This window comes from Singulisphaera chitinilytica, assembly GCF_049331405.1.
In the GTDB taxonomy this organism is placed as follows: Bacteria; Planctomycetota; Planctomycetia; order Isosphaerales; family Isosphaeraceae; genus PoT.
The window spans coordinates 4391303-4417315 of the sequence record NZ_CP186274.1 but is presented as its reverse complement, the minus strand read 5'-3'; the positions used below and the strand labels follow the sequence as shown (position 1 = coordinate 4417315).

The window sequence follows — 26013 nt, the reverse complement described above, 5'->3', positions numbered from 1 at the left end:
CGGAACGTCGAGACCGGTCCCCGGGCGAGTCGAAGGGACTGGTGAACAACTCAGGGCAACGTGGCGGCAACGCTCGTCTGGCGCAGCGACTGGAACGTCTGCTGGCCGTCGAGACGCCATTTCCCATGCTTGTCCTTCGTCCAGTGCAGGATCACGTCGACGGGGGCCATCAAGGTCGGGTCGGCCTCGGCCGCGGTCTTGATGGACGAGTCGCGCGCGGCCCCGGCCAGCGGATAGACGAATGTCTGGGACGAGCCGTTCTTCGACGTCTCCTCCATCACCGCCACTCGGATATCCGTCGACTTCGTCTTCCAACGCTCGCGCGCCTTCACGAGCAAGGGGTGGACGACGTCGAACCATCGCACGACGTCGTCCACCGTATCCTCGGTGGCGATCTTCTTGAGGTAGGTGAGATCGTCGTCCACGAGTTTCTTCACCAGGAGCGACGAGCTATCGGCCACCGTCTGCCCTGGTCGATTCAGCACCAAGATGGCGATACCCACGGCCACGACCAGCGTGGCGGCGATCCCGACTTTCTCCGGCGCGATCCGGCGGAGAGGTCCCCGGAAGTCGGGGATCGTCCCCGGATGGGACGCGATCTTCGAAATGCGATGGGATGTTTTCGAATCCATCTCGACCGGCTCGGCCTGGGGTTCGCCGAAGAGCGTCCGGCCGCCGTTTGTCATGTGAAAGACGACGTGGCACTTCCTGCAGACGAGTCGCGTATTCACCTTCTCCTTGGGAATCGTGCCACCGCGACCACAACTCGGGCAAGCCAAGTCAATCATCGTCTTGCTCCCGTTCGAGGACTAGATGACTTCCAATGATCCCATCTCGCTGTTCCGAGGCCCAAGGCCACACCCTCATATACTCTGGCACGATAACACATGAAGTGAAACAGTAAAATTCGGAATTGATGATTCACTCACTTCGAACACCTTCTAAATGTTTAGGGTTCGCTTGATTAAACTTCGGTTCGCGTTTTCTCGGGTACTTTGCCGCTGTTCCACGAATATTCTCGGGAAAATGAAAGGCCTTCATGATGGTTGCATGAACCAATTCGTGGAATTGTGAGTGTAGATCTGGAATGAATATTTAATCGTCATGAGGAGTCGCAACTCCGACTCCTCTCGTTCTAAGATCTTCAAGCCCGCCATCGTCGTCTCTGGCCGAAGCACGTCGCAAATCAGGCCTGGCGGAATAGTCATTCATGTTGAAAATCCGCTCCCATCCTAATGTGTCCCGAGGCCAAACGTTCGAGGACTCAGGCGAACGGCCCCGCACTTCGCGGCGATGCGGGGGCTTTTCCTTTTCGACGCGGAGGATGTAAGTTAGGACACTCCGGAAGAGGCCCCGCCTCGTCGGCTCGGGTCTGGACCCGGGCATCGGCGCCCGGGTCGGGATCTCGTCGGACTGCCAGGGATACCCCGGCGCGCGATGTTGGAGTTTCGCCGGCGTTCGGATTCGCGGGACGAGCGAAGGAGATTGTTGAGCATGCACGAGCCACTCGACCCGGTGGCCATGGTCGTACCTCGCCGAAAGATCACGGGGATGTCGGCCATTCTCCTGCCGTTCGCCTCGCATGGGAGCGTCGACTGGGAGTCCTTCCGGGCGCACGTCCTTCGTACAGCCGACGCGGGGCTGACCCCGGCGGTCAACATGGACACCGGGTACATCAACCTGCTCGACGACGAGACCAGGAGCCGCGTCCTGGATCAAACGAGGGACGTGCTCGGCGGACGCCCGTTCGTGGCGGGGGCCTTCGTTGGCGACTCGCCGGGGGACCGCTTCGATCGCGACGCCTATGCGTCAAGGATCGAGCCGATCCAGTCTCGGGGAGGGATCCCGGTCATCTTCCCTTCGTACGGACTGACCGGACTCAACGATGACGACGTCGTCGCGGCCCACGCGAAGCTCGCCGAAGGTTGCGATCGATTCATCGCCTTCGAGCTCGGCTCGATGTTCGCACCGTTCGGCCGGATCTATTCGCTGGAGGCCTATCGGGGGTTGCTCGGCGTCGGGCGTTGCATCGGGGCCAAGCACTCATCGTTGCGTCGCGAGTTGGAATGGCAGCGAATCAAGCTCCGGGATGAGGTCCGGCCCGATTTCCATGTCTTCACGGGCAACGACCTCGCGATCGACATGGTCATGTACGGCAGCGACTATCTCCTCGGCCTGAGCACCTTCGCCCCCGACCTCTTCGCGAAGCGAGATCGGATGTGGGAGTCCGGGGATCCCAGCTTCCACGAGCTGAACGACGTGCTCCAGTATCTCGGATTCCTGGCCTTCCGGAACCCGGTGCCCGCCTACAAACACAGCGCGGCAATGTTCCTGCACCTTCGCGGCTGGACCTCCACCGATCGCACGCACCCCGCCAGCCCTCTTCGGCCGGAGAGCGACCTCGCCCTCCTGCGCGACATCGGACGACAACTCGGACTCGGGTTCAAGGAGTGAACGGACGATGTCGTATCCTCGCGTCGCCAGCCTCAAGACGAAGGCCGATTTCTGCGGCTACGTGCAAGACTTGGGGATCTCGCTCCCGTTCGATGACGTCGTGGAATCGGGGCCGACCTCGCCGTTGGGCCGGGTATTCCAACGCGATCGAGGCATCATAGGCAACCGCTTCTGCATCCTCCCGATGGAAGGCTGGGACGGCACCGACGATGGCCGGCCCTCCGAATTGACCCGGCGGCGATGGCAGAACTTCGGCTTGAGTGGCGCCAAGCTCATCTGGGGTGGCGAGGCCGTCGCGGTCCGCTTCGAAGGCCGGGCGAACCCGCAGCAACTCGTGCTCAACGAGGAGACTCTGCCGGACATCGTCGCCTTGAACGAACTATTACAGGAGATGCATCGGCAGCACTTCAGCACGACTGACGACCTGCTGGTCGGGCTCCAACTCACCCACTCGGGACGGTTCTGCCGCCCGAAGAGCAAGCAGTTGGAGCCGAAGGTCCTCTACCGCCATCCGCTGCTTGACGCGAGATTCGGGGTCAAGGACGACTCGGCCCTGATGACGGACGACGACGTCGAGCGTTTGATCGCCGACTTCATCAAGGCGGCTCGGCTTGCCGCAAAGGCGGGCTTCGCCTTCGTCGATGTGAAACACTGCCATGGCTACCTCGGCCACGAATTCCTCTCGGCGGTCGACCGCCCCGGGCGGTTTGGCGGGAGCCTCGAGAACCGGACTCGGTTCCTCCGCGAGATCGTCGCCGGCATCAGGGCCGAGGCCCCCGGCCTGGAAGTCGGGGTCCGGCTCAGCGTCTTCGACTTCGTCCCTTTCCGGCCGGGCGACGATGCCGTCGGCGTGCCTGCCGCGTCAGCTGGCGAGTATCCCTATGCGTTCGGGGGCGATGGCAGCGGCCTCGGCATTGACCTGAGCGAGCCGTTGGCCTTCCTCGACCTCATCGAAGGGCTCGGCATTCGGCTGGTCTGCACGACGGCGGGGAGCCCTTATTACAACCCCCACATCCAGCGGCCGGCGACCTTCCCCCCGTCCGACGGCTATCAGCCCCCCGAGGATCCGCTCGTCGGTGTCGCCCGCCAGATCGAGGCGACGGCCCAGATCAAGGCCGAGCGGCCGAAGATGATCGTCGTCGGATCGGGATATTCTTACCTGCAGGATTGGCTGCCGAACGTCGCCCAGAGCGTCGTCCGCGGCGGCGGGGCCGACTTCGTCGGGCTCGGCCGGATGGTCCTTTCCTATCCCGACCTGCCCGCGGACGTGCTGGCCGGTCGAGTCCTGGCGAGGAAACGCATCTGCCGGACCTTCAGCGATTGCACCACAGCACCCCGCAATGGAATCGTCTCCGGCTGCTATCCCCTCGACCCGTTCTACAAGGATCGGCCCGAGCGTGCCGCCCTGAACGCAGCCAAGAACCTCCAGGCCGGCGACCCAGGTCGAACCACTTGAGCCAAGCGGCGGGCTCTCGCGCTAGACTCCGAGAACTCCGCAGATTGAAGGCACGAAATCATGAGATCATCCCGAAACATGGGACTTCGCACGCGTCGGTCGCTTTTGATCGCCGCGCTGGCGACGGGAATCCTCGGATCACACGCCCAGGCGAATAAAGCAAGGTCAGAATCGGGTTTCGGCGTCGCACGCAAGGCGGGCCAACTCGATTTCATCTTTGCGGGGAAGCCCATCGGATCTTTCATCTTCGACGACCCGACGATCCTGCGCCCCTATTTCGCCAATCTGCGGGCTCTCGACGACATGCCGATCACGCGAAACCATCCGCCGATCCCGGGTCGCGATGCCGTGGATCACGACAAGATGCACCCCGGCCTCTGGCTCGGCTTCGGCGACATCAACGGGGCGGACTTCTGGCGGAATCAGGGACGCATCGAGCATGTCCGGTTTGTCGAAGAACCATCGACGAACGATGGTCAAATCTGCTTCGCCAACGAGTGCCGCTTGAAGTCGGCCGAAGGCAAGGTGCTCGGCAGCCTCGTCAATCAGATCCGGATCGCCCACAAACTTGACGGCTGGCTCCTCATCTGGGATGCCCGCTTCAGTCCCGCGGATGGCGAACTCCGCTTCGGCGATCAGGAGGAGATGGGTTTCGGGGCTCGCCTGGCCACGCCGTTGATCGAGAAGAATGGCGGCCAGATCCTTAGCAGCCAAGGCAAGAAGACGGCCGCGATCACCTGGGGCCAGCCCGCCGACTGGTGCGACTACTCGGGCGACTCGGAAGGGCGTCGTAGCGGAATCACGCTCATGGCGGCCCCGACCAACTTCCGAAGGGCCTGGTGGCATAACCGCGATTACGGGGTCTTCGTCGCCAACCCATTCGGGCGCGAGGCCATGAAGCAGGGGAGCAAGAGCTCCGTCGTCGTGAAGGCCGGAGAAGAGCTTCGGCTACGTTTCGGGGCCATGATGCATTCCTCGCCCGAAAAGGCCGAGATCGAGCCTTCTCGATATTACCGAGCTTTCCTGGATGCACTTGGCCGCTGAGGTTTAAAGCACGACAGGCTGGAGCTCGTCCCAAGGTTTTTCCGCGTTGGGACATCTGATACGATGAGGTTGGAGTCGCTGGAACGGCTTTCCTCTTCGATCAGGGAGCGGGGATGACAGTTCGGAAAGTTTTGCTGCTGCGCGGACCCAACGTCTGGGCCAGGGTGCCTCTGCTGGAAGTCTGGCTCGACCCGGCCGAAATTGAGAAGCCGTTCGCCAGGGACAAGGAAGAGATCACCAAGCGCCTGATGGCGATCCTGTCTCAGTCGCAGGAGTCGGTCAACGGCCGGACCTCCGCCCTCGAAACGCGGCTCGCCTCCGCCCCGAACGCCGTCGAGTTCCTCGGGATTCTGATCCTGGAGTTGCAAACCCGCGCCGGCGCCGAGGTCGAGGTTCTCAAGACCCGCTGGGAGCCCGAGGTCGGAGTGGCCAGGCTGGCGGTCCAGTATCAGGTCGAGCAAGTCGCGCAGGCTGCTCTCCAGTCGGCGATCCGTCTTTTCGACACCTCCGCGGGGCAGGGGGGAGAGTTCGACGTCGATGCCGAGGTTGAACGACTCAAAGCGCTGACCAAGGTACACGGCATCGGCCCAAACACGGCTCCTGTCGTCGCGGCGGCAAAGCTGAGGGGCATCCCGGTCCGTCGGCTCAACGCCGACAGCCTGATCCAGCTCGGGCATGGCGTCCGACAGCGTCGGTTCCAGACGGCTGCGACGGACCGGACTCCCGCGGTGGCCGAATCGATCTCCGACGACAAGGATCTGACCAAGGACTTGCTTCGATCGGTCGGAGTTCCCGTACCCGATGGTCGACCGGTGACCGATGCTGAGGACGCCTGGGCCGCTGCGGTCGAACTCGGTGGCGCGGTGGTCGTGAAGCCTCGCGATGCCGATCACGGCGACGGCATCTCGCTCAACCTGACGTCGCGCGAGCAGGTGCTGGCTGCCTATGCGCTGGCCCGGGATGTCAGCTCGGATGTCATGGTCGAGCAGCATGCTCCCGGGGCTCACCACCGACTGCTCGTGGTGGGAGACCGGGTCGTCGCCGCGGCAAGGCGGGACTCCGCCCACGTCATCGGCGACGGCCAACGCACGGTGGCCCAACTCGTCGCCGAGGTCAACAAGGATCCGAGGAGAGGGACGTCGCCGAACTCCCCGCTCCGCAAGATCGAGCTCGATGAGGCGTCGATCAAGGTCCTCTCCGAAGACGGGTACGCGACGGATTCCATTCCGCCGGCGGGCACTCGCGTCCTGATCCGTCGAAACTCGCACATGAAAGACGGCGGCGATAATGTGGATGTCACCGACCTGGTGCATCCGGAGGTCGCCGCGCGGGCCGTCGACGCGACCCAGGTCATCGGGCTGGATCTCGCGGGGCTCGATGTCGTCGTCGAGGACATCAGCCGCCCCCTCGAAGAGCAGAAGGGGGTGATCGTCGAGGTCAACGCGAATCCCTGGCTTCGTCAACATCTCAAGCCCTGGAATGACCCGCCTCGGCCCGTGGGCGAAGCGATCGTCGCCGCCCTTTTCCCCCACGGGGAGAATGGCCGGATCCCGACCATCGTCGTCACCGGGACCAGCGGCAAGACGACCACCTCTCGCATTATTGCCCACCTCTTCAAGCGGCTGGGCAAGGTCGTCGGCATGAGCTCGACCGACGGCATCTACATCGACGGGCGTCGTATCGAGACCGGCGATTGCAGCGGCCCCCAGAGTGCCCACACCGTCTTCCTGAACCCGATCGTAGAGGTCGCGGTCCTCGAGACGGCCCAGGGGGGGATCATCCGCGAGGGCCTGGCGTTCGACCAGTGCGACGTGAGCGTTGTCACGAACCTTGGCGAAGGGGACCACCTCGAACTCCGCGGCGTCGACACGCTCGAAGCGCTGGCGCGAGTGAAGCGGACCGTCGTCGAGGCCGTCTCCCCCACGGGCTTCGCCGTGCTCAACGCCGACGATCCACTGGTCTCGGCGATGGCGGAGGCCTGCCCGGGTAACATCCTTTGGTTCTCTCGCAAGCCTGAGAATCGGTTGATCGAGGCGTATCGGGCCCAGGGGGGACGAGCCATCACGATTCGGGACGGCTCAATCGTGCTGATCGAGGATACCGCGGAAACTCTCTTGATCCCCCTCGCCGACGTTCCTCTGACACACGGCGGCCGCGCGGTCTTCCAGGTCGAGAACGTCCTGGCTGCGGCCGGCGGGGCTTGGGCACTCGGGCTCTCGAAGGACGACCTGCGCGACGGCCTGGCGTCGTTCGGCGGCGACCCCGGCGAGATGCCGGCACGGTTCAATGTCTGGCAGGTGGGTGATGCGACGGTCGTGGTCGATTTCCCGCACAACTCCATGGCGCTCGAAGCCCTCATCGAGGCGGCCGAGCGGTTCCCGCACAAGCGCCGGGTCATCGTCTTCGCCGGCTGCAATCGGCGCGACGCCGACGTGATCCGCCAGGGGGAACTCCTCGGCGACGGCTTCGATGAGATCCTCCTCTACAAGGACAAGGGGAACCAGGACCGCAAGGACGGTGAGCTGAACGCCCTCCTGCGTCAGGGGCTCGAAGGGCGCTCACGTCCCCGGCGGCTCCGGGAGGTCGAGGAGGAGCTCATCGCCATCGAGACGGCCCTCGCCGAGTTGCAAGCCGGCGACCTGCTCATCCTCGGGGTCGAGCGGATCGAGGAATCGCTCGAGTTCGTCCGCCGGCATTTCGGGTCGAAGGATTCTGAGTCGAGGTAATTTGCACCATGTCGTTCGTCCTGTTCGCGACCCTCATCATCGGTCAGGCGGGCATCCCCCGGGGGGATGCCAAGGTCGAGATCGACTTCGGGACCGCCAAGATCGACGTCTTCACGTATAAGCCGGCCAAGTATCAGGATGGCCCGATGCTGATGGTCTTCCACGGCATGAACCGCAACGCGCAGGACTACCGCGACCATGCCCGGGCGATGGGGGATCGATTCGGGATGATCGTCGCCGCCCCCCTGTTCGACTCGGCCCAGTTCGGCTCGGGCAAGTATCAGCAAGGGGGGCTCTTCCGCAACGGCAAGCTCGTCCCTCGGCAAGAATGGACCTGGAGCTACGTCCCCAGGCTGGCCGACAAGCTGAGGGCGATCGAGGGGCGACCGACCATGCCCTATTACCTCATCGGCCACTCGGGCGGGGGCCAGTTCCTCGTGCGCCTCACGGCGTTCGTGCCCACGGAGGCCAGTCGGATCGTCGCGGCGAACCCCGGTTCTGACCTCTTCCCCACGAACGAACTGCCGTATCCTTATGGCTTCGGCAAGTTGCCCGGGGAACTCGCCAATGAAGAAACCCTTCGCGCCTATCTCGCTCGTCCTTTGACAATCTACCTGGGCGAGAAGGACACGGTGCGCGATGAGGATCTCGACACCAGCCGCGAGGCCGACCTCCAGGGGCAATCGCGTCACGAGCGAGGGACCAACGCCTTCAATCGGGCCAAGGCCCTGGCCGCCTCGAAGGGCTGGAGTTTCGGCTGGAAGCTCGTCGAGGCCCCAGGCATTGGCCACGATCACGAGTTGATGTTTAACGCTCCGACTTGCGAGACGGCCCTCTTCGGCGCGAAGTGAAGATCAGAGTTTCATAGCGAACCACCAATGAGAAAGGCCCTCGCCTTTCAAGATGGCCAGGGCCTTTCACATTGGAGTGGGGACAACCATCGAAAGTCAGCGGCTCCTGCCAAGGAACCAACCAGCGATGCCGATTCCGGTTCCTGCTAACATGCTAATGTCATAGTTGAGTCCAGGGATGCCGAGGGCCGGGCCGGCGAAGGCGACCAGAGCGGCCGGGATGGCGAAGTAGCTCATCCTGACTCCTCGGAAGAACGAGGAGAGAATCAAGATGAAGCCAGCTACGCCAGGATTGAACCAATTGAAGAATTGGCCCGCGATGTTCTTGGGTAGGAAAGGAGCCTTCAACGGAACCGTCTGGTTACGGTCGACCTTGACCTCAATAATAGGCGTCTTGACTCCTTTCAAGACATCGAGATCCTTTGTGTTGACGGCCTTGGTGGCGAGTTCTTTGCTTTGCGAGGCAATGTCCTGAACCCCCTTACTTAGCGCCTTCGCATTTTCCTGTGTGAGCAGTTCGTTCTGGTGCATCCAGAGTAGGCAAGCCCCCGCGAGCACGACTCCGGCCAGGAATCGCGGCTTGGGCCCAAGGATGATCCCGAGGGGCCTATCACTCGCGGACTTGTGAAGGCCTGGCTCGCGATCGACGAGAACGTCCTCCGGTTTCTCAGCCGCGTGCCTCAAGGCCTGACCGATCGAGGGCTTCTCGACCTTGAGCGCGGCGGGCTGGCGTGAGGCTTCCTTGATCTCGGCGGCCATCGTGACCATGGCCTCGGCCGCGCGGTGAGCGCGACGACGGGCGGTCATCAGGTTCACGCCTTGGGCCTCGAGGCCCTTCTCCTCGATCTTCTGGAGCAGGCGTTTCTCTCGCTCGGCGCGGCGGGATTGCTGCTTGGAGTCGATCCACTGGATGATCGGATCGCGCCAGGCGGCGTACTTCTTGCGGAGGCGTCCCCGGTCGCCGCGTCCCCAGAGATCCCGGGCTGTGATCTTGGCCTCGTAGCCGAAGAGCGTCTCGTAGAACTCCTCCCACTGCTCGCCGCTGTACTTGCAGACGAACTGCCGGAGGGTCTGCTCTTCGAGCCCGTGCAACCTCATCGAGCGGAGCATTTCCTCGGTTCGGTCGAGGGCTTCGGAACGCTCGGCCTCGACCTTGCGATCGAGCGCGGAGTGGATGCCAGTCGCGATGAGGACCGCCACGATCCCGAACGCGACCCAGGCCCAGACCAGCTTGAGCACCACAAGCACGGTGACCCCCAAGACCAGGGTCGCCAGCATCATCAACCAATCCACGAGCGAGTTCCCGAAGATCACTTCGCGGACCTTCGTGAAGAGGTATGTCTTGCCCGCGAATCCGGCGATCAGGAAGTACGCCAGGCCGGTCATGAACCCCAGCCCCAGGAAACCTCCGGCGAGGATGAACTGCTTCGCAAGCAGGCTCAAGAGGACGATCACTCCGCAGGCGATGCCCGCCCCGAGCAGGGCCTTCGAGCGGATCTTGGCCGTAGGCGCGTTGTTGAAGATCTCGACGCACTCGCCGAGTAGGTTCGCATGCTCCTCGCGAGGGGAGAACGGCCCGGTGCTCGAGATGCCGAGGAACGCTTCGAGCGCCTTGATCACCTGGCCGAGATTCGCATAACGATCCTCTGGTCGCTTGGCGACCATCTTGAGGATGATCTCGGAGAGGGCCTTGGGCACTCGCTTGACGATCATCTCGGGGGGGGTGATCGGCTCGGATTGATGCTTGGTGATCAGTTCATAGGCGGATTTGCCCTCGAAGGGGGGCCGACCGGTGACGAGGTCGTAGAGCGTGCAGCCGAGCGAATAGATGTCCGCGCGGGCGTCGACAGCCGCCGCGTCGACCCCCTGCTCGGGGGCCATGTAGGCTGGGGTCCCCATCGCGACGTTGGCCATCGTGATCTGGCCGCTGCTGACCGAGAGCGGGACCGTTCCCGGGGCCACGACCCCGGAGGTGTCGAGCTCGCGGGCGATCTCCGCCTCGGCGAATGCCGGGGTCTTCACAAGGCCGAGGTCCGCGACCTTGACGATCCCCTGGTCATTCAAGAGCAGATTGTCGGGCTTCACGTCCCGATGGATCATGCTCTGCGCGTGGGCGTACTGGAGTCCTCTCGCGGCCTGGAGGATGTAGCCGACGGCGACCTCGGGGTCGAGCTTCTTCTGCGACTTAACCACGCTGGCCAGGGTCTCGCCCTGGACGAACTCCATGCTGAAGTAGTTCGTCCCGCGGTCCTGCCCGAAATCGTAGATCTGGACGATGTTGTGGTGGACGAGCTGTGCCGCGGCGTAGGCCTCGCGCGTGAACCTCGAGACGAAGGTCGGGCTGCTTGCCCACTCCGGCTTCATCACCTTGAGCGCGACGTTGCGATCCAGGGAGAGCTGCCTGGCGAGATAGACGGCGCCCATGCCGCCTCGTCCGAGTTCTTCGAGGATCTGATAGCCCCCGAGTTGCGTCGGCCTGGCACCGGGAGGGCTCGACGTCATGGACGAATGCGAAGATGGCTCCGAATCGACCTCGAAGCCCTGGTCCGTCGGGAGTTGACTCCCGGGGGTGACTGTCGGCCTCGCGCCGGCGATGGTCGGGTTCGGCTTCGACTCCCAGGCCGAAGTGGGGATGTCGGTGCCCCCCGGCAGGGTTGGGCTCAAGAGTGGGTTTGGCTTCGGGGCCATCTCGGTCGCCGGCTGTGTCGCTCCCGACTGGGTCCCGGCCACCGTCGCGGCCATCGTCTCCGACTTGAGGGGGGAGGCAACTGGCTCCTGCGTGGGATCTTCCGGCACCGTGAGCTGGAACTTGCGAGTGCACTTCGGGCACTTGGTGGCGTAACGACCCGGCTTCGCCCCTTTCACTCCGAGTGGGTTCTGACAGTAGGGGCAAACGATCGGCATGCGACGGCCTCCGCGATGATTCGAATCGAATGAGGGAGAATGTGCCGGAGTCCGGGTCAAGATGCGTTTGGTACGAGAGAATGAGGAATCGAAACGCGCGCCCGGCTCCCGGGCGATCCAACGGCCGGAGATTGTCCGCCAAGGGCGCCCGGGTTTCTATCATAATTTCCGCGACATCAGGCCGTCGACTCGCGAGTGCGCAGTTCGAGTCTCGGTGGACAAAAGATCATTAAATCCTTGACCTCGGAAAGTCGCACGGCTACCATACGCCGAGGAATAGTAGAGAGATCCCCCGGAAAGATTGTGAGCATTATGCCGGTCGTGCCGATAGTAAGCCCTGAAGAGGAAGCAGGGGTTGCCGGGCCGGAGTCGGACGGTGCCTGCTCGCCGCTACAGGGACGGACCGGGGGCGATCGCCGATGGGTTGGTTGCGATGGGGGGAAACCCATGCGGCATTCGTTCCGATGCATGCTCACTTCGTGGGCATCGCGGAGCGAGGGATGACGGCCTTGGCCCAGATGCTCGTCCAGAGCGGCGCCAAGGTGACCGGCACGGACACGACCGACAATCCTTCGCTCGAACGCCTCCGAACGATGGGGATCCAGATCCATTCCGGCCACACGCCCGCGCCTTATGTCCACGAATCGGACTACGTCTTCGTCGGGTCGGGGACCGCTCGGATCCATCCCGACCGCCTGCGAGCCAGGCGGCACGGGCTGAAGGAAGGGTCTCCCCGAGGTTGGCTCAGCCAGTGGATGGACGGCAGGGAGGGCATGGTGATCGCCGGAAGGCGAGACGCCAGCGTCGCTTCGGCGATGATCGGTTGGGTCTTGACCCATGCCGGACTCGACCCTACCGTACTTGTCGGGACGCCGGCGCCGCAGCTCGGCGGCTGGGCTCGGCTGGGATCCGGCAAGCATTTCGTCTTCGAGGCGATGGAAGAGGATGGGGATCTGGGGCCTTGCGGCCCGCGAATTGCCGTCCTCCTGAGCACGCTCGTCCCTGCGGATGTGGCCGACCCGCTCGCCCGAATCCACGCGTTGCGCCGCTTCGCGTCGACAGTGCCGGCGAATGGCCTCATCCTCTGCGAAGGGCCCGACGAGATCCTGACATCCGCGGTTCGGGCCCTCGAGCCGACCGTGGAGTCGTTCTCGCTAGCCAGAGGCAGCTCCTGGTGGGGGACCGACTTGCGGGAGGAGCGGGGCCGTTATCGGTTCCGCACCTTCCATCACGGGCAATTTGCGCTCGAAGTGGGCTTGCAAGTTCCCGGTCGGCGTAATGTACTCTCCGCCATCGTGGCGGTGGCAACTTGCGTGCGGCTCGGGGTACCGACGTCCTCCATCCGCGAAGCCCTGGAAGAGTTTACGGGCGTCTCGCGTGATTTCGAGTCCCGCGGAAGCTACCGAGGTGTTACCCTGGTAGACGATGAAGGACGGGACCCGGAGGAGATCGGCCAGACTTTGACAGTCGGCCGGCAGGTGTTCGGGTCGCGTCGTCTCCGCGTGGTCTTATGGGCCGACGAGGCCGATTGGTCGCCGGAAGAGATTTGCCGTTACGTTAAGGCACTCTCCGCGGCAGACCATGTCTTGCTCATGGATGGTAATGGAACCGAAACGTGCCGGGGCCTCTTGGAGTGCCTGGTGAGCGACCTGGCCGTATCGGGTGTGCACGCAGATCGAGTCGAAAGCTTTGAGGGGGCGATCCGGTACCTGGACCAGCACCTCGAACCGGGCGATGTGCTGGTGACCCTCGGGGCCGGCGAAGTGGGAACGATAGCCGATGCATTCATTCGACGACTTTCGCGCGATCGTCAAGGCTGACGAGCCCTTGGCCCCTCACGTTTGGTTTCGCTTGGGCGGACCCGCCTCGTACATGGCGCGACCGGGGACGCTCGAGGAACTGCTAGGCCTCTTGCGCCGCTGCCGTTCGGAAGAGATCCCGTTCAAGATCCTGAGCGGCGGATCCAACGTCCTGATCCGCGACGAAGGGGTCAAGGCCCTGGTGATCCACCTGGAAAGCCCCGCGTTCTCCGACGTCGCCGTGCGCGATAACGTCGTCGAGGCCGGGGCTGCGGTGCCGCTCACCGCCCTGATCTCCCAGACGGCACGCGCGGGTCTTGGGGGCCTCGAGTTCCTCACCGGGATCCCGGGTACGGTCGGTGGGGCGCTCCGGGGCAATGCCGGCGACCGCCAGGGGGCAATCGGCCAGCTCGTCTTGCGGGCGACCGTCATCGATGCCTCGGACGAGGTCCAGGTCCGCGAACGCGACGACCTGAGCTTCGCCGACCGCGCCTCGAACCTCGACGAGCCGGTGATCCTCTCGGCCGAGTTCGAGCTGGAGAAGGCCGACCCCGAGGCTGTCGTGCGCCGGATGAGGCGCATCTGGATCGTGAAGAAGGAGAATCAGCCCTACGGGCACCAGTCGTCCGGTTGCATCTTCAAGAACCCGTCCCCCGACCTGTCCGCCGGGATGCTGATCGAACAGGCCGGCCTGAAGGGAGCGAAGGTCGGCGGGGCGGAGGTCTCGGATCGGCACGCGAATTTCATCGTGGCACATCCGGGAGCCTCGGCGAACGACGTCTTGCAGCTCATCGACCAGATTCGCCAGCGCGTCTGGCAACAGTTCGGCTATGAACTCGAGCTCCAGATCCAGATTTGGTAGACGACCGATGGTGGTCGGAGGGATCGACCGAGGACCATTGTCCGTTTCAATGGTAAGGCCTTGTTGGGACGGAACGCGCAGGAGTCTTGGTCATGGAGCACCGCGAACCCCCTCGGATTCCCATGTCCGAGGGTCCGCCCCGCGATGCAACCGACCCGCTGAACGCGCGTAGATTCGGTCGGTTTGTGACCCCGAAGCACGTCCGACGGATCGCCCCGTCGCGCATCGGCCTGGCCGTCTTCGCCGTGATCAGCGCGGTCATCTTCATGGTGATCATAGGGATGCGGCTCATCCATTCCGCGACCGACTGGCTCCAGGGCCAGCCGACCTATCAGATCAAGGCAGAGTCGGTCCAATTCGAGCCTCCGCTGCCTCCCTGGTACAAGGGGGGCACCAAGGCGTTCCTCGAGCGCGCCAAGATCGGGCTCGACTCCGGCACGACCCAATCCGCGCTCAGCCTCGACCCCGCGGCTCTAAGCAAGGAACTGACTCTCAACTGCTGGGCCAAAGGAGTGGTTGGAGTTCGACAGGAGCATCCCAACAAGCTGGTCATCAAGCTGAACATGCGGAACCCCGTCGCCTTAGCCAAGCTCCCCGACGGGACCCACATCATCATCGATGAAGACGGGGTGCTACTCCCTCGATCCGAGATCGACGACACGAACCTCGACGTCCCCTTGATGATCCTCGTCGGCTTCGGCGAAGGGCCGAAGAGTCGCCAGCCCGGTCTGAACTGGAAGCGGAGCCGTGGCGGCGGGGAACTGGACGAACCCGACGAGCGGATCGTCGCCGCGGCGAAGCTCGCGGCGTTCATCAGGGAGGTCCAGGGCAAGGGACGGGATTTGACGGGTAAACAACGGTTCGCGCTCGTCGCTCCCCAAGGCGAACAAAATAAGTTGGCCATCCGCAATGAGATGAATCTCTGGGTTGCCTGGGTCGAGGCCCCTGGACAGGAGTCGGTTGGTAAGCCGAGCGCCAAAGAGAAGTGGGAGAAGGTTGTTAAGTGGATCAAGGAGCACGGCCCGAGGGATATCCGCCCTGGCGAGTATCTCTACTTCTCCAAGACCGGCATTGGTTACGGCCCGAATTGAAATCCGACGCGAAGTGGCGCGACGCCTCGGGAGAAATCCCCTCGCGGCTGTCCAGTTAGGGCGGAAGGTGTCTCCACTGGATGGTGGACTCCTGGCCGTTCCATCGAACCGGGCCGCGACGGCCCCATTGCCGACACATCCGCAATGATGTTCCGCGGGGAGGATTTAGGACCATGGCCAGCCGACTCGGGCCGAAGTGGATCAACAGGGTGCAGAGCCTAGCCGGGCCCACGCATACGGGCCGCTTGAGTCGATATGCCGTCCTCGCCGCCCAGGTGAACGCCTTGGAGTCGACGCTCGAGAAGGAATCCGACGCCGAGCTGCGCGCGCGGAGTCGGGTCCTCCAACTCAAGGCCAGGCAAGGGGACTCGCTCAACGGCATGCTCGTCGAGGCCTTCGCCCTCGTTCGCGAGGCCGCCAAGCGGACGATCAAGCAGCGCCACTACGACGTCCAGCTCGTCGGCGGGGCGGCGATCCACAACCGCTGCATCGCCGAGATGGAGACCGGAGAAGGTAAGACCCTCGTCGCCACCTTGCCCACTTATCTGAATGCCCTGCAAGGCAAGGGCGTCCACGTCATCACCGTCAACGACTATCTCGCCCACCGCGACGCCGAGTGGATGGCGAACGTCTACCGGGCCCTGGGAATGACCGTCGGCTGCATCCAGACGACGACCCAGGACCACGAACGACGCGCGGCGTATGCTTGCGACATCACCTATGGCACGAGCAAGGAATTCGGCTTCGACTTCCTCCGCGACGAACTCAAGCGACTCCAACTCGGCGACACCCACCGCAAGTCGTTCGAGCAGGCCTTCCTCGGACGCGGCAGCCACCACGAAGGCGAGACGCCCGTCCAGCGCACCCACCACTTCGCCGTGGTCGACGAGGCCGATAGTATCTTGATCGACGAGGCGAGGACCCCGTTGATCATCGGTGCCAACAATCAGCCGACCCAGGAAGAGGCCGCCGCCTATTACGGTGCCGACCAACTCGCGGCCACGCTCGTCCGCACGAAGGATTTCAAGTACGACCCCGCCGAGCGCAAGGCGGAGTTGAACGCCGCAGGACGCCGCAAGGTGCAGGCCGTCGCAGGCCACTCCTCCTTCGTCGCCCTCACCGTCGACGGGCTCTATGAGTATGTTGAGCGAGCCCTGCGAGCCCAGATCGCCTATCTACGCGACCGTGACTACGTCGTCGTGAACGGCGAGATCGTGATCGTCGACGAGTTCACCGGCCGTATGATGCCCGGTCGGCAGTGGCAGGACGGCTTGCACCAGGCGATCCAGGCCAAGGAACGGCTCGAGGTGACACTCGAGACGATCACCGCAGCCCGCGTCACGGTGCAGGACTTCTTCCTCAGATACAAGAAGCTCGCCGGCATGACTGGTACGGCGTCGACCGACGCCGCCGAGCTGCGCCGGATCTACAAGGTCAACGTCTTCAAGGTGCCGACGAATCGCAAGGGGCGTCGGCTCTGGGTCCCCGACAGGATCTTCTCAACCGAGAACGAGAAGTTCCAGGCGGTGGCCGACCAGATCGTCGAATGGAACCACAAGCAGGTCGCGGTGCTCGTCGGAACGCGTTCGATCGAGAAGTCGGAGAAGCTGAGCGCCCTGCTCACGGCCGCGAACATCGAGCACCAGGTCCTCAACGCCAAGAACCACGAGATCGAGGCCCAGATCGTCGCCCAGGCCGGCCAGCCCGGCAAGGTGACGGTGGCCACGAACATGGCCGGCCGCGGTACCGACATCAAGCTCGGCGAGGGGATGAACGAGGTCGGCGGGCTCCACGTCATCGGGACCGAGCGGCACGAGTCGCGCCGGATCGATCGCCAACTCGCCGGCCGCAGTGCCCGGCAAGGTGACAAGGGCTACTGCCAGTTCTTCGTCTCGCTCGAGGACGAAATCATCGAGGCCTTCGGCGAGAAGCCCGCGGCCCGGCTTCGCAGACGCTACAAGGATCGCGGCGAACTCACGAGCGGTGCCATGCGTCGGCTCGTGCTGGCCGCCCAGGCGAAGAAAGAGCGGCAGCACTTCCGAGACCGAAAGCTGCTCATGAACTACGAGAAGCAGCGGGCCGAGATGCGCAAGAATATGGGCCTGAACCCCGTGCTGGGTTGATCACACAATACCGCCAGACTCCTACAAATTACCCGCGAGTTGGCTCGAAGCATCGAGCCAACTCGCGGGTTTCTTATTGCACTCACACCATTGGGGCAGCGGCCAGGCTCAGCGCGATTGCTGGGTCTGGTAACGTCGCAGACTCGCGTCGAGCTTGTTGAGGTCGCCCAGGTGGGTCTTGGCGTCCTCGAGCCGATGCGAGGCGTCGGTCCTGGTGTTGACCGCGATCAGATAGGCTCGGAACTTGTCCACATGATCAGGTCGCATGAAGTAGTGCACCAGGAGCCAGCTCTGCGCATAGGCCGCCTGCGAGCTGTCCTCGTCGCCAAAGAGGTCGTCCTTGGTGAGGAGCGACTCGACGGTCGGGGCGTCTTTCTGATTCGACCTCAAGTCCTTCAACACCTGCAGCCGGCTCATGTTGACCCGGCCGAAGGGGGCACGCTTCGCCGACGATTGCCAGAGTTCGCCGTAAGCCGCCAATCCTTCGCTGATGGCGACGGGGACGTCGGCCTGTCTCGAAAGCAGTCCGGTGTTGTACATCAACTGGTGGAGTGATTCGTGGACCAGGGTGAAGGTGTTGATGCGCTGGGCGGACGTCGCCCGCTTCTCCTTGTCCTGGCGGAAGTCGAAGACGACCAGGGCGTTCGTCTCGAGATCGTAGTGCCCGCCAACCTCGGCGCCTGGGGCGTTCTCCGAGAAGGCCTCGTAGGACTTGCGGTCCTTGAGGGACACGACGATTAACTTGCGCTTCGGGGCCTCGACGCGGAACCGTCGATCCTGAAAGTGCTTGATATAAACAGTCGACAGGTCATAGCAGATCTTGAGGGCGTCGTCGCGGTGGCGGTCGGATGAATTGCCGATGCCTTCATAGAACTCGTACGTGCTCGACCGGGCCCCCTTGATCCCCGCGGCGGCCAGGCGAGCCTGGACGGCCTCGAGCTCTTTATCGAAGGTGCTCGCGGGCACCCCGGGATCGGCGGCCCTCGCGAATCCGGCGGTGATCGCGCCGCCGATCGTGGCGAGCAGGAACTGGCGCCGCGACGTCATTGTCTGCGGCCTGGCGATGGCGTCGCGATGCGAGGTTTGCGACATGCGGAATGCCTTTCCTCCGGGTTGGCATGGGAGAGTGGATGCGCAACTCTGATCGCCGAGTCGTGTCCTTATAATTATAGACGACAGGCCCGAGGAACCCTTCGTTCGACGACCCGCGAATTGTTGCCTGCCCGTTGCGTTTCTGCTACCGTCGCCGCGTCGTGAGCTTGCCAGAACCGGATTTCGCGAGTTTTCGGCACATCAGGATCCCCCCGATGCCCGACACCCCGACCGTGCCTTCGCCGCAGACGGACTGGCGCCGGATCCACGCGTTCGGCCTGCCGGCCGGGAGCATCCGCGCGGTGATGGCGATCCTGATCTTCGCCACGCTCTGGGCCCACCTGCTGCTCAGGCCGGACCTTGAGGTGCCCGACTCGCTACGGGATCTCCTCTTCATCATCCTCGGCCACTACTTCGCCGTCCGGAGCCGGACTGAACCCGGCGAGGCCCCGGGGCCTCCTCCCCTCTACCTGCCGAAGGGGACAGTGCGGCTCCTGATCATGGGCGGTTTCGTGGCGGTCGCCTTCGCCCTGTTTCGTCAGGGTCGGATCGCATCTCCGGGCAAGAATCCGGGAGTCGTGACGCTGCTCCTGGTCTTCGGGTTCCTGCTGGGTGTAGTGCTCCAAAAGTTCGCGTCTTGGTGGAATGGCCGAGGGAAGGTCCTCCCTCGCTGGTTCGAGGACACGCGTGCCCTCATCTCCCTGCTGGCGACGGTATTCCTGGCGGTCCTGATCTGCGACCAACTCCGACCTTTCCTGCCCGCGACCTTCGCCGAGATCCAGCGGCAGGCCCACTTCGAGATCGGGCGATATGGCCCCGAGCACGTCCTGGCTGCGATCGTGGGTTTTTATTTCGGGTCGCGTTCCTGATCGTCGTCTCCGTCAACAGGCTAAATGGCAGGGGGCGAGATCCCTTGTTCTCCAGGGGCTTGCGACCCGATGCGATCCTTGCACCCGTTCGCATCATGTATCGAGAGTCGTGGGGATGGCTTGAATGAAGCGTGTCGCCTCGAGAATCGGTCTTGCGATGTCAATAATGGCCGACTAATGTGGGCTGTGCCAAGGATTGCACCTTGCCCCACGGCTGCCTTGCTCTGGGGCTCTTTGAGTTAAGGAGGACCTACGTGCTCCGCGCCTACACCGCCAACGTCCCCTCGCGTGCCCGCCTTCTCCTCAAGTATCTTCTCTTCCCCGGCACGAACTGGGTGAGTCGCGATAAGTCGGCCGCCGTCAAAATGTTCCGCACGGGAACTGCCGAGAAGCCCGTCCGCACGCTCGATTGCGGCTGCGGCAACGCATTCTTCACCCACCAGGCCGCGCTCCGCAACGCCAAGTGCCTGGGGATCACGATCCACGAGTGGGAGAAGCAGAACTGCGAAGAGATGCGCGACTTCCTCGGCTACTCCGATGAGCAGATGGAGTTCCGCGTCGCCCGTCTCGACGAACTCGCCGCCGACCCCGAGCAACGGCGCCAGTACGATCAGGTCCTCCTCTTCGACGTGATCGAGCACATCATGGATGCCCCGGCCACGTTCCGGCAGATCCACGACTTGCTCGACGAGGACGGCTTCGTTTACATCTCGACCCCGGACCGTGACTGGCAGCGTAACGCCTCGCGCATCCGCGTCACGCCGGTTGAGGACGGCTGGCACGTCCGCAACGGATACACGTTCGATCAGCTCGAAGCGGTCCTCGAGCAGAACGGCTTTGAACCGATCGATCGGCTCCGTTTCGGCACGCTCGGCTCCTCGCTGGTGATCTGGATCCAGCACACGCTCTTCCGCTCGAAGATCGACCCGCTGACCGTGGTCTTCTACCCGTTCCTGAAGGCCCTCTCGATCCTGCTCTCCCCCTTCCGCGACACACACACGATCTTCGTGCTGGCCCGCAAGAAGCGCGTCCCCGCGGCCCTCGCTCCCAGGCTGACGCACACCCGGCCCAAGCTCCTCTCGCTGCCGGATTGACCCCGGTGTCTTCGGGGAGCTAAGTTATTGGCGTTTCGAATGTTCCCCCACCTTCGGGACCAGAAACGCCGAGGATCGCATGATCGCAGAAGCTCCCCAGGCTCCCTTTTATCTCGGAATCGACCTCGGCGGCACGAACATCAAGAGTGGCGTCGTCGACGACAAGGGCCGGGTGCTTTCGAAGATCAGCCTCCAGACCCTGGCAGGTCGAGGCCCCGAGGAAGGGGTCAAGAATCTCGCCGAGGCGGGCCGTCAGGCCGTTTCGGCGAGCGGACTCTCGTGGGATCAGATCGCGGCCGTGGGCCTGGGTTCGCCGGGGACCATCGATTTCGAGAACGGCTCGATCTACCTTCCCTCCAACCTCCCGGGCTGGGCTAACCTGCCGATTCGCCAGCGTCTGCAGGACCTCCTGGGTCACCCGACCGTCCTGCAAAACGACGCCAACGCCGCCGCTTATGGCGAGTTCTGGGCAGGGGCTGGACGAGACGTCCAGAGCCTCGTCCTGTTCACGCTGGGGACGGGCATCGGCTGCGGGATCGTGGACCAAGGACGGATCATCGCCGGCAGACACGGCCACGGCGCCGAGTGCGGCCACATGATCGTCCAGATGGATGGCGGCCGCCCTTGTTCCTGCGGCATCTCGGGCCACCTCGAGGCCTATGCTTCTGCGACCTCGCTGGTCAAGCGCGCGGTCGAGGCCCTGGAGTTGGGCGAAGCCTCGTCCCTCCGCGACCTCCACGCCCAGGGCTCGCTCACGAGCCACGCCATCTCCGACGCCGCGTACGCGGGCGATCCCCTGGCGGTCCGCCTGATGAGCGAGACGGCTCGTTACCTCGCCGTCGGCGCGTCCACCCTCATGCACACGATCGACCCTGACATCGTCCTGTTCGGCGGCGGCATGATCGCGGCCGGCGAGCCCTTCCTCAATGCCATCCGCGAGCATGTCCGCAAGCTCAGCTTCGCCACCCTGGCTGACAAGACGAAGATCGCCTTCGCCGAACTCGGCGGTGATGCAGGCTTCATCGGAGCCGCAGGCTGCGCACGCGATGCTCTGATTGCCCGCGAGGCCTGAGGCACGAATCTCCTCGTTATCGGATTGGAGTGCGGCCGATGTCATCGCGTGGCTGTCGCAACGCGGGGCCTGATGGTGCGCGAGCGGGCCATGCGACGTCAGGTTTGCGTCATCGGCATTCCACCGAGCAATGGCGTGCGAGTCGTTGACCGCATCAGGGGCTGGCTCTAGAATTCGAATAGGTGCGAGACCTATCCGATCTCAGATCCATCCTGATCCAGGACACCGGGAGCTTCCATGCCCAGCCCGGAGCCGGTGATACTGTCGGCTTGCCGAACTCCTATCGGCCGTTACCTCGGCGGATTGGCGTCGCGTACGGCGATTGACCTGGGGGTGGCAGCGGCACAAGAGGCCATCGCCAGGTCGGGGGCCGACCACACGCAATTCGACGAGGCGATCGTCGGTAACGTCCTCTCTGCCGGCCTGGGTCAGGCGCCTGCGCGACAGGTCGCCTTGCGGTCGGGCCTGCCTGCGTCGACAGGCGCACTGACGGTCAACATGGTCTGCGGCTCCGGCCTCCGGGCGGTCATGCTCGCGGCGACGGCCATTCGAGCGGGGGATGCGGAACTGCTACTCGCGGGGGGCATGGAGAGCATGAGCAACGCCCCCCACCTCCTTCGCGGGGGAAGGGGGGGGTGGAAGGTCGGCGACCGGAGTCTGATTGACTCGATGCTCAACGACGGGCTCACCTGCTCCGTCGAGGGCTGGCCGATGGGCGAGGCGGCTGAACGCACGGCCGAGCTCTGCGGCTTGACTCGCAACGACCTGGATGCCCTGGCCCATGAGAGCCAGCGTCGGGCGGTCGAGGCGCAAGAGGCCGGCGCCTTCCTCGCCGAGGTCGTCCCCATTGCCATCGAGGGGAAGAAAGGGTCTGTGCAGAAGGTCGAGGCCGATGAGGGGCCCAGGCCCGAGACGACGGTGGAGGCCCTCGCGCGACTCGGACCGGCGTTCCGACCCGGTGGCGTGGTGACGGCCGGCAACTCGTCGACGCTCAGCGACGGGGCCGCGATGGTCGTCGTCGCGTCGCAAGAGAAGGCGGAGTCGATCGGTGCGAAGCCGATGGCCCGGATCGTCGCCACGGCGGTCTCCGGCCTGGAGGCTCGCGACCTCTTCCTCGCCCCCATCGGCGCAATCCGTGTTGTTCTGAAGAAGGCAGGGCTCGGCGTCGGCGACATTGACCTTTTCGAGATCAATGAGGCGTTCGCGTCGCAACTGCTCGGCTGCGTGAAGGGGCTCGAGATCGACCCGGCCCGCGTGAATGTGCATGGAGGGGCGATCGCGCTGGGGCATCCGATCGGAGCGAGTGGCGCCCGGGTGCTCGTGACGCTCCTGCACGCCCTCGAACGTCGGGGGAAGCGGCTGGGGATCGCCTCGCTCTGCCTGGGCGGCGGGAATGCCGTCGCCATGATCGTGGAGCGGGTTTGATCGAACGAAGTCGATCCTGGCATTTCCAACCGAGTCCTACGAGGTGGAAACAGGCCGATGACAGCCGCCGAGACTCGCCTCGACTCGCGACGAGAGACCGATCCCGACCTGCGTGAGGCCACCCGGCGGATCCAGGCCGAGGAGGACCAGATCCGCAAGGGGGGCGGGGCCGAGGCCATCGAACGTCAGCACGCCAAGGGGCGCAAGACGGCCCGGGAACGTATCGACGCCCTCGTGGATCCGAATTCCAGGGTCCTGGAGCTTGGCCTCTGGGCCGGCTTCCAGATGTACGTGGAATGGGGAGGAGCCCCGGGCGCGGGGGTGGTCACGGCGATCGGCGAGGTCGAAGGCCGGCCCGTCATGATCGTGGCCAACGACGCCACGGTGAAGGCCGGCTCCTTCTTCCCGATGACCATCAAGAAGGTCCTGCGAGCCCAGGAGATCGCCGGGCAGAACCGGCTTCCGTTGATCTACCTCGTGGATTCGGCGGGGGTCTTCCTGCCGCTCCAGGACGAGGTCTTCCCTGACGACGACGACTTCGGGCGGATCTTCCGCAACAATGCCGTTCTCTCGGCGCAGGGGATCCCGCAGTTCGCCGCGATCATGGGCAACTGCGTCGCAGGCGGTGCCTATCTCCCGGTCCTCTGCGACACCGTGCTGATGACCGAGGGGTCGGGTCTCTACCTCGCGGGCCCTGCGCTGGTCAAGGCGGCGATCGGGCAGGATATCTCGCATGAGGACCTCGGCGGGGCTTCGGTCCACTCGGCGATCAGCGGGACCGTGGATTTTCATGAGCCGGATGAGGATTCATGCCTCGCCCAACTCCGGCGTCTGATCGGGATGTTGCCGGAGGCGCTGGTCTCGAAGCCGCAAGGAGGGACAGTCGAGGAGCCCTCTCGCAGCACGGACGAACTCTTCTCGCTCGTACGCAGCGATCCATCATCACAGTATGATGTTCGGCACCTGATTGAGGCCATCGTCGATGGCGGGCGATTCGACGAGTATCGCGCCGAGTACGGCAAGACCCTCTGCTGCGGCTTCGCCCGACTGGGAGGGCGGGCCCTGGGGATTGTCGCCAATCAGAGGCTCCGCTTCCGTCCCGAAGGCCGAGGTCCCTATCAGTTCGGCGGGGTCATTTACGCGGACAGCGCGGATAAAGCGGCAAGGTTCGTGCTCGACTGCAACCAGAGCCGGATCCCGCTGCTGTTCATCCAGGACGTGAATGGCTTCGACGTGGGGCGAGATGCCGAGCATTCCGGGATCATTCGCCGGGGTGCCAAGCTCGTGAACGCCGTGAGCAACAGCGTCGTGCCCAAGCTGACGCTGATCGTCGGCCACTCGTTCGGTGCTGGGCATTATGCCCTCTGCGGCAAGGCCTTCGACCCCCGCTTCCTCTTCGCATGGCCAGGCGCCCGCTACGCCGTGATGGGGGCGCACCAGGCCGCCCGCACCATGCTCGACGTGCAGGTCGCCACCTTGAAACGCCAGGGGAAGTCCGTCGATGGCGACGAACTCAAGCAGATGGCGGACGAGCTTCGTGGTCGTTACGAGCACGAGACCGATATCCGCTACGCCGCCGCACGAGGCTGGATCGACGCGATCATCGACCCGGCCCAGACTCGCAGCGTTCTGAGTCAGGCGCTCGAGATCGCGACGCGGCCGCAGGGGACGACCGGGTTTCCGATCGGGGTCTTCCAGGTTTGAAGGTGGAACATAACGGGCGATTGCGATAAGTAGGGGCAACGAATCAGGGGGACATCGGAATATGAGCCAGCGTTCCCTGCGAGTGGGCAACGGGGCGGGCTTCTGGGGGGACAACCTCGACGCCCCGTTCTTGCTCGCGCGCGACGGCCGGCTCGACGTCCTGACCCTGGAATATCTGGCCGAACTGACGCTCGCGATCCTCAGCCATCTCCGCTCGAAGGATCCGCAGGCGGGATACGTCGGCGACTTTCCCGACCTGCTCGAACGTTTGACGCCGATCCTCTCCGAGCAAACAGGGCTGCGCCTGGTGACGAACGCCGGGGGCCTGAATCCCCGGTCGTGCGTCCGGGCGTGCGCGTCGATCCTGAAAACGCGAGGGCAGGGGGGAACCAAACTCGGGGTCGTGACCGGCGACGACGTGCTCGGCTCGATTCCCGCCTGGTTGGCCCAGGGCCTTGCCCTCTCGCACATGGAGACCGGCGAACCGATTGATCCGATCGTCCCCCGGCTCGTCAGCGCGAATGTCTATCTAGGGGCGAGCCCCATCTCCGATTGCCTCAAGTCCGATGCCCGCGTCGTGGTGACGGGACGAGTCGCCGACGCCTCGCTGACTTTGGGGCCGGCGATGGCCGAGTTCGGCTGGGCCTGGGACGACTGGGATCGCCTCGCGGGCGCATCGGCGGCCGGGCACATCATCGAATGCGGGGCCCAGGCCTCGGGGGGGCTCTGGCACGAGTGGGATCGGCTCGAAGACCTCGCCGGGATTGGCTACCCGATCGCCGAGGTTCGCGAGGACGGCTCCAGCATCATCACGAAGGCCGAGGGCTCCGGTGGGCTCGTTTCCGAGGGGACTGTCGCCGAGCAGATCGTTTATGAGATCGACGATCCCTCGCGTTACCGTACTCCCGACGTGGACGTCGACCTGACGACGCTTCGCCTGGATGGTATCGGCCCGAATCGCGTCGAGGTCAGCGGGACGTCAGGGCGGGCGCCCGGCGATTCGCTCAAGCTCGCGGCGGTTTATCGGGACGGCTGGACAGCGAGCGGTTTGCTGGCCGTGGCGGGGCGAAGTGCCGAGGCCAAGGCGAGGGCCGCCGGCAAGATGATCCTGGAGCGGGTCCGACGTGCTGGCATCGAACTTGAAGCGTCGCTGGTCGAATGCCTCGGGGCAGGGGACGTGGTGGCGGGAGTTTTGCCGGGGAATCGCGAGAATCTCGAGGTCGTCCTCCGAGTCTCCGTTCGCGACCCGAGGCGAGCCGCCGTCGATCGGTTCTGTCGTGAATTCGCCCCGCTCGTGACGTCGGGGCCTCCGGGGATCGCCGGCTATGCGAGTGGTCGGCCATCACCCCGGCCTGCCTTCGGCTACTGGCCGGCGCTCGTGCCCAGGAGCCTGGTGACTTCGACGTGCGAAGTCCGGGCGGCCTCGGAATGGCTGAGGGGGGCATGA

18 protein-coding genes are annotated in these 26013 nt (G+C 64.3%); 15 read left to right on the top strand and 3 right to left on the bottom strand.

Translation table 11 applies throughout. The annotated features are described in order from the left end of the window. Nucleotides 1-50 precede the first annotated feature (50 nt). Nucleotides 51-731 (bottom strand): hypothetical protein, encoded by a 681-nt coding sequence (locus ACOYYX_RS17615; RefSeq protein WP_422931221.1) that lies wholly within the window; start codon nt 729-731, stop codon nt 51-53. A gap of 763 nt (nt 732-1494) precedes the next feature. On the opposite strand from ACOYYX_RS17615, the gene ACOYYX_RS17610 reads away from it, so the two are divergent. The 5 genes from ACOYYX_RS17610 to ACOYYX_RS17590 all read left to right on the top strand — a co-directional run bounded on the left by ACOYYX_RS17610 (nt 1495) and on the right by ACOYYX_RS17590 (nt 8531). Further along, nucleotides 1495-2454, top strand: coding sequence for a dihydrodipicolinate synthase family protein (locus tag ACOYYX_RS17610; RefSeq protein WP_422931220.1), 960 nt, complete (start codon nt 1495-1497; stop codon nt 2452-2454). A 7-nt stretch (nt 2455-2461) separates the two neighbouring features. After that, nucleotides 2462-3910 (top strand): NADH:flavin oxidoreductase, encoded by a 1449-nt coding sequence (locus ACOYYX_RS17605; RefSeq protein ID WP_422931219.1) that lies wholly within the window; start codon nt 2462-2464, stop codon nt 3908-3910. A gap of 60 nt (nt 3911-3970) precedes the next feature. Next, the gene (locus ACOYYX_RS17600; RefSeq protein WP_422931218.1) at nt 3971-4954 is read left to right on the top strand and encodes a DUF6807 family protein; all 984 of its coding nucleotides are present in this window, start codon (nt 3971-3973) and stop codon (nt 4952-4954) included. 113 nt (nt 4955-5067) lie between these two features. Next, nucleotides 5068-7680, top strand: coding sequence for a cyanophycin synthetase (gene cphA / locus ACOYYX_RS17595; protein ID WP_422931217.1), 2613 nt, complete (start codon nt 5068-5070; stop codon nt 7678-7680). Nucleotides 7681-7688: 8 nt separating this feature from the next. Then, nucleotides 7689-8531, top strand: a complete 843-nt coding sequence (locus tag ACOYYX_RS17590; protein ID WP_422931216.1) for a hypothetical protein — start codon at nt 7689-7691, stop codon at nt 8529-8531. 96 nt (nt 8532-8627) lie between these two features. On the opposite strand, the gene ACOYYX_RS17585 is transcribed toward ACOYYX_RS17590, so the two are convergent. Beyond that, nucleotides 8628-11435 carry a serine/threonine protein kinase gene (locus ACOYYX_RS17585; protein ID WP_422931215.1) on the bottom strand — a complete coding sequence of 936 codons (2808 nt, stop codon included), beginning with the start codon at nt 11433-11435 and terminating at the stop codon, nt 8628-8630. Between the two features lie 500 nt (nt 11436-11935). Here ACOYYX_RS17585 and ACOYYX_RS17580 point away from each other — a divergent pair, with 500 nt between their 5' ends. The 4 genes from ACOYYX_RS17580 to ACOYYX_RS17565 all read left to right on the top strand — a co-directional run bounded on the left by ACOYYX_RS17580 (nt 11936) and on the right by ACOYYX_RS17565 (nt 17310). Beyond that, nucleotides 11936-13255 (top strand): glutamate ligase domain-containing protein, encoded by a 1320-nt coding sequence (locus ACOYYX_RS17580; protein WP_422931214.1) that lies wholly within the window; start codon nt 11936-11938, stop codon nt 13253-13255. After that, nucleotides 13215-14096 carry a UDP-N-acetylmuramate dehydrogenase gene (gene murB, locus ACOYYX_RS17575; protein ID WP_422931213.1) on the top strand — a complete coding sequence of 294 codons (882 nt, stop codon included), beginning with the start codon at nt 13215-13217 and terminating at the stop codon, nt 14094-14096. The genes ACOYYX_RS17580 and murB overlap by 41 nt, the downstream gene beginning before the upstream one ends. A 92-nt stretch (nt 14097-14188) precedes the next feature. After that, a complete protein-coding gene (locus ACOYYX_RS17570; protein ID WP_422931212.1) occupies nt 14189-15187 on the top strand; it encodes a hypothetical protein in 999 nt (332 codons plus the stop codon). Nucleotides 15188-15360: 173 nt separating this feature from the next. Further along, nucleotides 15361-17310, top strand: coding sequence for a DEAD/DEAH box helicase (locus ACOYYX_RS17565; RefSeq protein ID WP_422931211.1), 1950 nt, complete (start codon nt 15361-15363; stop codon nt 17308-17310). Between the two features lie 108 nt (nt 17311-17418). On the opposite strand, the gene ACOYYX_RS17560 is transcribed toward ACOYYX_RS17565, so the two are convergent. Then, nucleotides 17419-18402, bottom strand: a complete 984-nt coding sequence (locus tag ACOYYX_RS17560; protein ID WP_422931210.1) for a DUF1570 domain-containing protein — start codon at nt 18400-18402, stop codon at nt 17419-17421. Nucleotides 18403-18617: 215 nt separating this feature from the next. Between ACOYYX_RS17560 and ACOYYX_RS17555 the strand changes: the two genes are divergently transcribed. The 6 genes from ACOYYX_RS17555 to ACOYYX_RS17530 all read left to right on the top strand — a co-directional run bounded on the left by ACOYYX_RS17555 (nt 18618) and on the right by ACOYYX_RS17530 (nt 26013). Further along, on the top strand, nt 18618-19271 hold the full coding sequence (locus ACOYYX_RS17555; RefSeq protein WP_422931209.1) for a hypothetical protein: 654 nt from the start codon (nt 18618-18620) through the stop codon (nt 19269-19271). A 254-nt stretch (nt 19272-19525) separates the two neighbouring features. Next, nucleotides 19526-20365: a class I SAM-dependent methyltransferase gene (locus ACOYYX_RS17550; protein WP_422931208.1), complete on the top strand. Its 840-nt coding sequence runs from the start codon at nt 19526-19528 to the stop codon at nt 20363-20365. A gap of 79 nt (nt 20366-20444) precedes the next feature. Continuing rightward, nucleotides 20445-21437: an ROK family protein gene (locus ACOYYX_RS17545; RefSeq protein WP_422931207.1), complete on the top strand. Its 993-nt coding sequence runs from the start codon at nt 20445-20447 to the stop codon at nt 21435-21437. A gap of 237 nt (nt 21438-21674) precedes the next feature. Continuing rightward, nucleotides 21675-22862: a thiolase family protein gene (locus tag ACOYYX_RS17540; RefSeq protein WP_422931206.1), complete on the top strand. Its 1188-nt coding sequence runs from the start codon at nt 21675-21677 to the stop codon at nt 22860-22862. Between the two features lie 57 nt (nt 22863-22919). Further along, nucleotides 22920-24566 carry an acyl-CoA carboxylase subunit beta gene (locus tag ACOYYX_RS17535; protein ID WP_422931205.1) on the top strand — a complete coding sequence of 549 codons (1647 nt, stop codon included), beginning with the start codon at nt 22920-22922 and terminating at the stop codon, nt 24564-24566. 61 nt (nt 24567-24627) lie between these two features. After that, on the top strand, nt 24628-26013 hold the full coding sequence (locus ACOYYX_RS17530) for an acyclic terpene utilization AtuA family protein (RefSeq protein ID WP_422931204.1): 1386 nt from the start codon (nt 24628-24630) through the stop codon (nt 26011-26013).